Source organism: Flavobacterium sp., from assembly GCF_028712645.1.
Lineage (GTDB): Bacteria > Bacteroidota > Bacteroidia > Flavobacteriales > Flavobacteriaceae > Flavobacterium.
In genome coordinates this window covers 1-9,643 of the sequence record NZ_JAQTPQ010000134.1, presented here as the reverse complement: position 1 = coordinate 9,643, position 9,643 = coordinate 1, and the positions used below count along the sequence as shown (strand labels likewise).

General features: G+C 33.6%; 7 protein-coding genes and 1 pseudogene. 4 read left to right on the top strand and 4 right to left on the bottom strand.

Annotation, left to right across the window (positions count from 1 at the left end; genetic code table 11):
• The first annotated feature begins 73 nt into the window (after positions 1-73).
• Complete coding sequence (locus PHC28_RS11165) at positions 74-298, top strand: hypothetical protein (protein ID WP_300100148.1); 225 nt, start codon at positions 74-76, stop codon at positions 296-298.
• 27 nt (positions 299-325) lie between these two features.
• Here PHC28_RS11165 and PHC28_RS11160 read toward each other — a convergent pair whose 3' ends face one another.
• The 4 genes from PHC28_RS11160 to PHC28_RS11145 form a co-directional block, all read right to left on the bottom strand.
• Positions 326-1,087, bottom strand: coding sequence for a DUF2490 domain-containing protein (locus PHC28_RS11160; RefSeq protein ID WP_300100145.1), 762 nt, complete (start codon positions 1,085-1,087; stop codon positions 326-328).
• Positions 1,088-1,204: 117 nt separating this feature from the next.
• Complete coding sequence (locus tag PHC28_RS11155; protein ID WP_300100142.1) at positions 1,205-2,467, bottom strand: asparagine synthetase B; 1,263 nt, start codon at positions 2,465-2,467, stop codon at positions 1,205-1,207.
• 321 nt (positions 2,468-2,788) lie between these two features.
• A complete protein-coding gene (locus PHC28_RS11150; RefSeq protein WP_300100140.1) occupies positions 2,789-3,409 on the bottom strand; it encodes a response regulator transcription factor in 621 nt (206 codons plus the stop codon).
• Positions 3,406-5,400, bottom strand: a complete 1,995-nt coding sequence (locus tag PHC28_RS11145; protein WP_300100137.1) for a sensor histidine kinase — start codon at positions 5,398-5,400, stop codon at positions 3,406-3,408. Before PHC28_RS11145 ends, PHC28_RS11150 begins: the two co-directional genes overlap by 4 nt.
• A gap of 135 nt (positions 5,401-5,535) precedes the next feature.
• Here PHC28_RS11145 and PHC28_RS11140 point away from each other — a divergent pair, with 135 nt between their 5' ends.
• From PHC28_RS11140 to PHC28_RS11130, 3 genes and pseudogenes are all read left to right on the top strand, one after another.
• On the top strand, positions 5,536-6,534 hold the full coding sequence (locus tag PHC28_RS11140) for a hypothetical protein (RefSeq protein ID WP_300100135.1): 999 nt from the start codon (positions 5,536-5,538) through the stop codon (positions 6,532-6,534).
• A 10-nt stretch (positions 6,535-6,544) separates the two neighbouring features.
• Positions 6,545-7,927 carry a DUF1566 domain-containing protein gene (locus tag PHC28_RS11135; RefSeq protein ID WP_300100132.1) on the top strand — a complete coding sequence of 461 codons (1,383 nt, stop codon included), beginning with the start codon at positions 6,545-6,547 and terminating at the stop codon, positions 7,925-7,927.
• A gap of 47 nt (positions 7,928-7,974) precedes the next feature.
• Positions 7,975-9,643: pseudogene (locus PHC28_RS11130) on the top strand (hypothetical protein); the annotation flags it as partial.

Sequence of the window (9,643 nt, the reverse complement as noted above, 5' to 3'; positions counted from 1 at the left end):
TAACACCCCTTTTTATCATTAATAAATATATATATTTCGGTTAAAGTCCAATTGTTTTAAATACAATAAAAAAATGGGATATTTGCCAATACTTATAAATCAAAAAACTTCTTTAAAAAAAGAATATATTAATGGAGATTGTCTCGCTTCTGAATTTGATAATATGTTTTATAACACTTCAAAAATACACGTTATTTATACTGGAATTATTCCCTTTTATAAAAATTTTGATTCTTTAGAACACGCAAGAATAGTATCCGATCATATTCCTATTTGGTTTAAATTTTCATTGAATTAAATGATTTACAAAGCAAAAAATGACTTATTACTGTGAATGATGTCCAAAATGGGTAATTGAATTAGCATCATTTTTATAATAAAAGAACAACCTCAAAGTGTGATTCATATCGTATTGATAACCCGATTTTTTTTGTTGATAGACATTCATATAACCAAAATCAAAACTAAGTTTTGGGTTAATTGATTGTTTTATACCAATAAAAAAACGATTTTGATCAAGAGTATTATAAACAACTTCCTTTCCAAATTGAACTAAAATTTCATCGGAAATTGCTAGCCTTGGTAATGATTTATTCTTAAAAATTGGGATGTCAAAACTTATTAAATAGCGAACTCTATCTGTAAATTGTTTGTTACCTGTATTAATATCATTAACAATTATTTGCTGCCAGCGCTGCTCATTCCGAAAACGATGCAAGACAGACGCCTTACCTATTTTTGAATTAAACTGGTACAACTGATAAATGAAATCTTGATTTGAAAAAGTGTTCCAATTTGGATTTGATGGAGCAAACCAGAAATGCCCACAACCCAACGCTATTATTTGTTTATTTTCAGTAACATAAGCTGCTGCTCCTCGTGCCATATAAAAACTTTCTGAATCTAAAAAATCGGTTCTTCTCACATGAAAATCAGCCAACAATCCCCAATGTTTATCAAACATTATAGTATTATTTAAACTAACCCAAGTTTGCTGTTGTTGATTAATTTTTTTTTCGGTGTGTACTTGTGAAATTCCAAGTAATGGAAGTAATATTACTAATAGTACTATTTTGAGCTTTAACATAAGAATAATTTTTATCAGAATATCTCCTTAATTATGTGTGCAAAATAACGCACTTTAGAAAGTTATACGTATGATAAAAATCATAATAATGACTAAAAAACAAATAATTATTAACTATTACGTTTTCATTTTTTTCTTCCTCGCAGCTGGGAATAAAACATTATTCAAAATCAACCGATAACCAGGAGAATTAGGATGCAAATCAAGAACTGTAGCAGGATCTCCCACTCTATGCTGATAATCCTCAGGATCGTGACCACCGTAAAAAGTAAACATTCCTTTACCTTTTTCGCCGTGAATGTATCGTGCTTCACCGTTGAGCTCACAACTTCCCATCACCAGAACATTCGATTTAACAAGGGTTTGGTCGAAAGAAGTCGTTTGTCCCATAAAACCTTTTATCAATTGGGTATGATTTTGACACAACATACTAGGAATTGGATCCCATTTTGCCGAAAATTCCATCAAAGTAAAATAATCTTTTTCCATTGGAATTTTCCTTTTTTCAGTCATATCTATATCCGAAAACTCATATTTTTCAGGTTTTCTCTCAAGAATAAAATCCTTGAAGGCAAATGAACTAGTATAATTTATCTTAGATTGATAGCTAGCATCACTTGCATCACCGTCAAACATTGGTTCGCAAATATCTACGTCATCGGCAGCCAAAGCAATATCAAAACTATCCGTTGCCGAGCACATTGCAAACATAAATCCACCACCTATAACAAAATCTCTGATTTTTTTGGCTACAGCCAATTTTTCTTCCGAAACTTTATTATAACCTAATTTTGTCGCCAAAGCTTCAGCATCTTTTTTTTGTTCAATATACCACGGAGAATTCCTGTTAGAACCATAAAATTTTCCGTATTGTCCTGTAAAATCCTCGTGATGTAAATGTACCCAATCATAAAGAATTAATTGGTCTGCCAAAACTTCTTCATCATAAATAGGTGTAAACGGGATTTCGGCATAAGTCAAAACCATCGTAACGGCATCATCCCAGGGTTGTTTCCCTTTGGGCGTATAAACGGCAATTTTAGGGGCTTTTTCGAGAGCTACCGCATCCATATTTTGAGAAGGACTTGCTATTAATTCCAAAATTTGATTAGTTTCAGCATCGCTCAACACTTCAAAACTCACGCCACGAATTTGGCACTCTTTCCTAATTTCAGTTGCATCTGGAAATAAAAAAGAGCCGCCACGATAATTGAGCAACCAACTGGCTTTGTATTTTTTTTCGATACACCAATAGGTAATTCCGTAAGCCTTCAGATGATTTTGCTGAGTGGTTTCATCCATTGGCAAAAGGATAAAAGAAGCTTTTGCTGAAAAGGAAACTAGGATTAAAAGTGTAAAGAATAACTTTTTAGAAGTCATTTTCGATGTTTTTATTTACTGAATCACTCGCTTTGCGAGTGCCAAAGATACTCGTTTTAATGTAAAAAAAATGCAAATAAATCTATTGAGTCCTCAATTTTATATGGTAAATTTTATGAAGATCGTATGTGAATTTTCATCCTTCCTGAATCAAATTTGTTTATTTTCGCCAAGTTCCAAAATCTACTTTATTAGAAAAATGGCTTTAAACAGATGGTCTAAATTATTCCAGAAACATCTTTTTATCCATAAAGACGGTTTTTTTGAATTGCCCTATTTATCAAACTCTCCAAGAATAATGGTAGAGAGTCTCATAAAATTTTATTTCACATTCTGGATTGCCCAGATAAGTAGTGCGTATTTTTCTTTTGGAAGCCCTAGTTTTTCGATAATATTTCGTCGGTGACCTTCGACTGTTTTTTTGGAAATAAAAAGAAGTTCTGCAATTTGTTGTGAGCTTTTTTGTTGAGCAACTAATTCTAATATTTTTTTTTCGGAAACGGATAATTCTTTGGTATGATTTTTTGCCGAATTTGTATGAAAAATCAGTTCACTATCTAAATCTAGATTGACATATTTTTTATCTGAATCAATGGCTTTCAAGCATTTTTCTAACTCTATATCGGCTTGTTCTTTCAAAATATATCCAAAAACACCATATTCTAACGCTTTGTTATACACGCTTTTATCTCTGTGCATCGTTAATAGAATAATTTTTATATTTATTTTTTGTTCGTGAATTTTTTGCAAAATCTCCAATCCATCAAGACCTGGCATATTAATATCTAAAATAGCAATATTAGGAAGATGCACTTTTATTAAATTGAACGCCGATATTCCATTATTACAAGTTTCTAAAACTCTAAATCCAATAGACTCTACAAAGGATTTAGTGCCTTGAAGGGTAAACGAGTGGTCGTCAGCTATAATAATGGTTTTCATACTGTTAATGGTATTTTTACAGTTATAGTAGTTCCTAAATTATCAGAAAAAATACTTGTTTTGCCTCCTGTAATGGCGCCTCTTTCTATTATGCTGTGCAAACCAAATGCTGTTTTACCTTTCAGTTTTTCGTCAACGTTAAATCCCTTTCCATTGTCTTTTATTTCTAAAATTAAAAAAATTTCTACTTCTTTTAAGGAGACTCTGGCCGAGTGTGCATCGGCATATTTAATAACATTTGATAACGATTCTTGTATGATTCGATACAATTGCAATTCATTTTCGGGGGTTAATTTTTTAGTGTATTTAATATCGGTGGTAATCATAAATTGATTTTTCGATTCTAGATATTCCACTAATTGTTTGATGCTAAATTCCAAACCCACTCTGTCAAACATAGCTGGATGTAGGTTTCTACTAATTTGACGAATTTCATTTATTATAATGTCAATCTTACTATTTAAATCCGAAATATCTTTTTTAGATGATGTTTTTAAATTTAGTAATTCATGACTGATGCCATCATGCAAGTCGTTTGCAATTCGCTTACGTTCGTCCTCGGTGTTTTCCAATAATTGCTTGGTAAACATTGTTTTAAGCGTTTTTTCTTGTTTTAATTTTTTCTTATTCCTAAAAAAAGCAATTACAATAATTGATAAAACAATCAACACAAGTAAGGTTATTAGTATTGAAATAAGTTTTTTATTTTTTTCTATTTGCAATTTTTTGAGGGTTAACTCTTGTTCTTTTTGTTTCGTCTTATATTTAGTTTCCATTTCAATTACCTTGACTTTAGTCAATTCATTGGCTAAAGACTCTTCTGTCTTCTGTTTTTCTTCCGTAAAATACAAAGCTTTTTTATAATCATTTTTTGATAATGCGTCAGCTTTAAATAATGAATATATAATTTTTAAATTTTGGTAATCTTCATATTCTTTGAATATAGGAATTGCTTTTTTATAGGTTAAAATGTCGGATATACCTTTATTAGCCTTAATCTCATAATGAGAAAGTGAAGTACTATAAACAACGAAAGAACTTTCCGATTTTAATGAATCGACTATTGGTTTAATTTCATCCAATTTATCTTTTGCTAAAGACAAATTACCCTCGTCCACCAGTTTTTGAATGTAACAAGTTGTCAAATCAATTTTCAATCCGGTATTTAATATTTTGATTTTTTTTGCAGCATTGTAAACCGAATCGACAAGTATAGAAAAACGCTTGTCTTTTTTTTCGTCCAACAGAGCTATTTTGTTATACAAGCACATAAAAACATTGTTGTTATCATTTGCCTCTTTAAAACATTTTATTGCTTTATCGATATTTTTTTCAGCCTCATAATAATTTTTTGTAAACACATAAATATTCGTGAAATTACTATAAACATAGCCTTTACCAGAGTTATATCTTGTTTTTTCAAAGCAATCTAATGCTTTATAATTGTTTTGCAATGCTAATTCTTGTTCTCCAATGCTACTGTAACAATATCCTAAACTATAATACGCATCGCCCAAATTGTTGCAACTATAATAATCGATTGCTTGAATTTTAGTGATTTTTTTAAAATTTAAAATCGCTTTTTTAGAATCGCCTTTGTCGCTATAATAGTTTGCAATGTAGGAATATAAAAAAGTGGTTTTTGTTTCAGGAATTTTATCCTTATAAAGTAATAAAAACGAATTAATTGTTTTTAGAAAAGTATCATCAAAAGATAGATTATCTATTTTTATTTTAGAAACAATCTCTAATGATTCAGCAGCGGCAGTATATTTTCCTTCCTTTATAGTAGTGTTATAGTAGTTATAAAATGTACTCAAATAGTTCTTCTCAAAAAAATGCTCCTTTTTTGATAGCCATTCACAAGTATTATCCAACTTTTCATTAGGAGACTTGCTATAAAAGACTTGATTTTTATTTTCATTTTTACAAGATTCGAATACTACTAAAAGTAATAAAACAGCAACAACCTTATATTTATTAATGTGCATATTTCTTTATTTTTTACAAAAATATCTTTTTTATATGAAACACAGAGGTACAACAAAAAAACAAGGGCTAGCCCTTATATGATTTTATTTTCTATTACTTCAACTTTGCCGTTCAATATTTTAAAGAACTCCATTATGAAAAAAACTACTTTAACGTTCCTGACCATTCTCTTTGTAGCAGGAATAGTAAATGCACAAACAGGAATTGGTACTACAACCCCAGATGCTTCTGCAATTTTAGATGTAAGCTCTTCAACCAAAGGTTTTCTCTTTCCAAGAATGACCACTTTAGAAAGAGATGCTATCGAAAATCCAGCCACGGGTTTAACCGTATTTAATAGTACTACCAATGCTTTAGAAATAAACAAAGGCACTACGATTGCTCCACTTTGGACAGCTTCTACAGGCGCTCCAGGAACAGCGGGCTTACTAACAGCAGGAAACGCAGCAGGAAATACACCTTTTTGGAACGGGACAAATTGGATAATTAATAGTAGTTCCCTTTTTAATAATGGTGGTAATATTGGTATTGGAACTACAACTCCAACGGCAAACTTAGAGGTTGTTGGAACAACAAAAACTACCGATTTGCAAGTAACCAATGGCGCAGTAGCTGGAAAAATATTAACATCCGATGCTATTGGAAATGCAACTTGGCAAGATGCAACGGGATTAAAATATCTAGGAAAACTACAAACAGATGTTGGTTCGTCTGGAACACCAATGATTAATAACAATACAATGACAACTCTTACTTGGCTTACTCCCTATATTGATTATGCTTCGTCTTTGAGTCTTGATGGTCAAACCATAACCATTCCTGCTGGTGTCAGTAAGGTGCGAATTACGACAAGAGTTTCTTTTCTAATGTTTTATTTAACACCTCTCAATGTTTTTCATAGTGCCAAAGCCATAATTACCTTAAACGGAAGTAATTATGGTTGGGCATCAACGAGAGTTTCGACAAATCAAGATTTTTTGTTGTTTAACGGCTGGAATTTTTCTTCTCCTTTGTTAGATGTTACGCCGGGCGATGCCATTCAGGTAAAAGTGCTACAAAACAATGGTCTTGATTATGGTTTAAGTTGGGGTTCTGAAAACAATACTTTTTTAGTCGTAGAATATTATCAATAATATTATAATTATGAAAAAAATTACTTTAACATTCCTAACTATTCTATTTGTAGCGGGAATACTAAATGCACAAACAGGAATTGGCACTACAACCCCAGATGACTCTGCAATTTTAGATGTAAGTTCGTCAACCAAAGGTTTTCTCTTTCCAAGAATGACAACTTTAGAAAGAGATGCCATAGTAAATCCCGCAACAGGTTTAACTATTTTTAACCTCACTTCCAATGCTTTAGAAATAAACAAAGGCACTACGATTACTCCACTCTGGACAGCTTCAACAGGAATTCAAGGAATCCCTGGCTTACTAACTGCTGGAAACGCAACAGGAAACACTCCTTTTTGGGACGGAACTTCTTGGATAACTAATAGCAGTAACCTTTATAACAATGGTGGCAATATAGGCATTGGAACCACTAATCCATTAACAAATTTTCATATCAACGGAAACGTAAACAACCGAGTTGGGGCACTAATTTCTAATGCAAGCAATGCCAGTAACGCCTTTTCAATTTTAAGTTTAACCAATAACACGAGTAATGGGTTGCATTTATTTTTGAATTCCTCTACTAGACTTTCCGATGGCGGAATTAATGATGCCACATTAAGAAACGATGCGGGAAATTTACTCTTGCAATCTCAAGGGGCAGTAGGACTAACAATTCAAGCCAGTACGGGCAAAGTAGGTGTTAATAATACTTCTCCTACCGAAACTTTAGACGTTGTAGGCAAAACAAAAACAACTGCTCTGCAAATAACATCTGGAGCAGTTGCTGGGAAGGTATTAACATCAGATGCCTCAGGTAATGCTACTTGGCAAAATAGCTCAATGCCAGCAGGAACAGCAGTTGGGCAAATGAATTATTGGAATGGAACGGCTTGGGTACTAGTTCCTCCAGGAACTCAAGATCAAACGCTTACTTTTTGCAACGGAAAACCTACTTGGGGACCTTGCTTACCAATATTAACAATTGGTCAAAATTATCAAGGCGGAACTATTGCCTACCTTGATGCTACTGAGCAACACGGTCTAATCGTTGGACCTATGTACAATTATAGTCTTTTATGGGGTTGCGAAGGAGTAACAGTAGGTGCTGTGTCAAATTCTGGACTTACAAATACAGGAAATATTATTGCAGTCTGCGCTGATACTTCAGCAGCAAAAACCTGTTATGATTTAATATCAAATGGTTATGAAGATTGGTATTTGCCAAGCAAAGAAGAAATGCAACTAATTTACCCTAATAAAGCATTACTCGGATATAAAGACTTTGCTTATTGGACTTCTTCAGAAGATTCGAGTACACAAGCTTGGTATATTCAAATGACAAATGGAAATCAAGGAACTACTGTTAAAGGAGCAACTTTTCCATTTAGACCTGTTCGTTCTTTTTAAAATCTAAAAAATTATGTACAATATTTAATCTTAAAAAAAAATATGAAATGATATTACAACAAAATATGAAATCTTTTTTCTTTAAAAAAGGGATACTAATTTTAATCTCTTTTTTAGGAAATTCGCTATTGGCACAAGTTCAAAACAATGAAATACTTTTTATTGGAGATAATACTTCGGTTTATTTATCTTCTAATACCTATTATTTTGGAGCAGGACTTGCACAAACCAAAACGACCAGAACTGCCTTGACTTACGGAAAATTAACCTTTTCTCCGACAGCCACTTGGAGTGGAGCATCATCCAGCCATTTTGTTGACGGTTATGCTAGTACAAAAGGAGCTACAGCATTTGTTTTCCCAATAGGACAATCAGGGGTTTATGCCCCAGCTGGAGTCATACCAAGTTCAAGTACTGGAGTTGACGGAGCCTATTTTCGAGCCAATCCCAACACGATAGGTACTACTTTAGATGCAAATGTCAAAGCAATATCTCCGATAGAATATTGGGATATTCGTGGGGCTGTTGCCAATGCCAAAATTTCTTTAACTTGGAGAGCATCTAGCGATATAACTAATTTAACACAGTTTGAAGGAACGACGATTTCTTCATTATCCAATTTAACTCTTGCAGGATACGACGGTTTAAAATGGGTTTTGATTCCCTCAACTGTTGATGCCACTTCTATTCTAGGAGGAGCAAGCACTTTATTAGACGGTTCAATAACATCTGATGCAAACGTCAATTTAAATTCTTATTCTGCTTTTTCTTTGGGCTCAAAAGGAAGTGCTTGTGCCCTTACCAGCACTTGGGATGGGAGTTCTTGGTCGCCAGTTGCACCAGTTGCCACCCAAAAAGTCATTATCGCAGGCAATTTTACTGCAACAGCTGATTTAACCGCTTGTAGTTTAGAAGTTACAGGAACGTCTGTCGTTTCGGTTCCAACAGGATTTAATTTCAACATTTCTGGTGCAGTTACCGTCGCTCCTACTGCCAGTTTGACTTTCGAGAATAATGCTAATCTCGTTCAAATTGACAATGTAGCCAATGCCGGAAACATTACCGTAAAACGAAACAGTTCACCATTGATACGACAAGATTACACCTTATGGTCTTCGCCAGTCAATGGACAACAATTATTGGCGTTCTCCCCCGCAACCTTGACCAATCGTTTTTATGTTTATAATCCAACAACGAATTTATATAATACCATTGCTCCAACGTTTGATTTCAACATTGGAACTGGTTATTTAATCCGTATGCCCAATACGCATCCTACAATTCCAACCATCTGGAACGGAAGTTTTACAGGAGTTCCAAACAACGGCAATATTCCAGTAACAATGACTAATGGCGGTGTAGGATTCCGTTTCAATTTAACAGGAAATCCATATCCATCTCCAATAAATATGGCACAATTTGTCACTGACAACACTAACATAACTGGAACCTTGTACTTTTGGAGAAAAACAAACAATCCATTAAGTCCATCGTATTGCTCTTGGACTGCAGGAACATTTACCACAAACGGCGAAGCCCAAGTTGTAGATCCAATTGGAATCATCCAAACAGGGCAAGGATTTTTCGTAGAAGCCAACGGAACAGGTACCGCTTTGACATTTAAAAACACGCAAAGAATCGGGAACACCGTAGGCCAGTTTTTCAAAACCAAGGCTGTAGAAAGAAACAGAATTTGGCTGAATGCTACCAATACAT

What these genes read in the sequence shown, in the direction of transcription:
- PHC28_RS11165 (WP_300100148.1), top strand. Translation starts at nt 74, where the DNA reads ATGGGATATTTGCCAATACTTATAAATCAAAAAACTTCTTTAAAAAAA.
- PHC28_RS11160 (WP_300100145.1), bottom strand. Translation starts at nt 1,087, where the DNA reads ATGTTAAAGCTCAAAATAGTACTATTAGTAATATTACTTCCATTACTT.
- PHC28_RS11155 (WP_300100142.1), bottom strand. Translation starts at nt 2,467, where the DNA reads ATGACTTCTAAAAAGTTATTCTTTACACTTTTAATCCTAGTTTCCTTT.
- PHC28_RS11150 (WP_300100140.1), bottom strand. Translation starts at nt 3,409, where the DNA reads ATGAAAACCATTATTATAGCTGACGACCACTCGTTTACCCTTCAAGGC.
- PHC28_RS11145 (WP_300100137.1), bottom strand. Translation starts at nt 5,400, where the DNA reads ATGCACATTAATAAATATAAGGTTGTTGCTGTTTTATTACTTTTAGTA.
- PHC28_RS11140 (WP_300100135.1), top strand. Translation starts at nt 5,536, where the DNA reads ATGAAAAAAACTACTTTAACGTTCCTGACCATTCTCTTTGTAGCAGGA.
- PHC28_RS11135 (WP_300100132.1), top strand. Translation starts at nt 6,545, where the DNA reads ATGAAAAAAATTACTTTAACATTCCTAACTATTCTATTTGTAGCGGGA.